This window comes from Siminovitchia fortis (genome assembly GCF_007681465.1).
Lineage (GTDB): Bacteria > Bacillota > Bacilli > Bacillales > Bacillaceae_C > Siminovitchia > Siminovitchia fortis.
This window is the reverse complement of record NZ_VEKZ01000134.1, coordinates 1-1,571: the sequence shown is the minus strand read 5'-3', so window position 1 is coordinate 1,571 and position 1,571 is coordinate 1. Positions and strand designations below refer to the sequence as shown.

Genomic DNA, 1,571 nt, shown 5'->3' with positions numbered 1-1,571 from the left:
CCTGGATTACGAAAGTAAAATCTAGTTATTAAATACAAAAAGGGCTCCAGCCTTTGGTATAATTAGGTTTAGGAAACTAAAATACCCAAAGAAAGGAGCACCTTTAAGGTGAAGTTTACCACAAACCTATCAAATATTAAAGCTAACTTTCATTTGAAAAATTCAACCAATATAGCTGGATTATTGCCATTCCTTCAGTTTCTGAAACAAATGGATATTGAAAATTCCTTTCGGTGTTTTGATGTCATTAAGAAAAGCAATGCAAAATTTCCGTTTCGCAAGATCATTGTGTATCTGATCATTGGGTGGATGGCTTCATGTACAAGGCTTTTCCACTTCCGTTCACTTCAAGAGGATACATTGGTCAAACAGTTTATGGGCGGCAAGTGCCCTCACTATACATTGCTGGGCAAAGATTTAAGGAATCTTGCAACATTCAATGTACAACTTGATCTGAAAGAGATCATGCATGATATCATTGAGCCTGCCTTGCCTTCAGATTTGATTCTTGACTTGGATTCGTCCGTCGAAATCGTTTACGGAGACCAGGAATCAGCCGAAAAAGGGTACAACTCGAAAAAACCTGGCCGTAAAAGCTACCATCCCTTGCTGATTTATGAAGGGAAAACAAGTCTGTTCCTGAATGGAGCTTTGCGGCCTGGAAACCAGCATACTGCCGATGGGGCCATTACTCTTGCAGAAGAGACGTTGAATTTACTCTCTGAGTCCCAAAATGTTTCCTATGCCCGGTTTGACAAAGGTTTTGCCGGGGAGGATTTTTACAGCTTTTGGGAAGGAAAGGAAATTGACTACGTGGGCAAACTCCGGTGGACGAGCCGGCTGGCCAAAGCCGTTTATACTGATCCTGCTCCATGGGTTCGATATGTCGATGAAGACATTGTCATTGAAGGAAAGATCATTCAATATCAGGCAACTTCATGGGCTAAGCCAAGAAGTGTTTCGGTTATCCGCAAAGCAGAACTGTTTGATATGGACCAGATACAGTTTAGTGATTTTATTTGGGAACATGAAGCCATGGTTCATACGATGGAATGGTCGCCGATGGACATTTGGGAATTCTATAACCAAAGGGCCTGCATGGAAAACTACATCAAGGAAGCTAAACATGGGTTTTCCATCAACCGGATTCCAACCGGCTCGTTTAAAGCCAACGAACTGGATCTGCTGCTGAAATTATTTGCATACAACCTGTTTGAGCTTTTCAAAATGGATCATTGCCCTACCCCTATGAAAAGTTATACCATCCAAAGATTTCGCAGGGAAATCGTTCAGGCAGCAGGCGTATTTGTGTCTCACGCCAGGCAAATCCTGTTAAAGATACAAGAAGGCTACCTTCATAAACAGGCTTTTAGATTCATGGTTCAAAATGTACAACAACTTGAATGACCAGCTGTAACTGAATAAATTGGAAATTATTGGCCCCTTCATTTTGGGGAGGGGGGAGAACTGTCCAATTTTCCAGTTTCTCTTAAATTTAGTACCCAGATTTGTAAATTGTTCCCAAAAGAGCGCTGAATTAGTTTTCGGCAAATTTACTTTCGTAATTTGGG

Annotated in this window: 1 protein-coding gene; it reads left to right on the top strand. The window is 41.2% G+C overall.

What is annotated here, in order from left to right; all coding sequences use genetic code 11:
* The first annotated feature begins 108 nt into the window (after nt 1-108).
* The gene (locus FS666_RS19215; protein WP_144463774.1) at nt 109-1,407 is read left to right on the top strand and encodes an IS1380 family transposase; all 1,299 of its coding nucleotides are present in this window, start codon (nt 109-111) and stop codon (nt 1,405-1,407) included.
* Nucleotides 1,408-1,571: the final 164 nt, after the last annotated feature.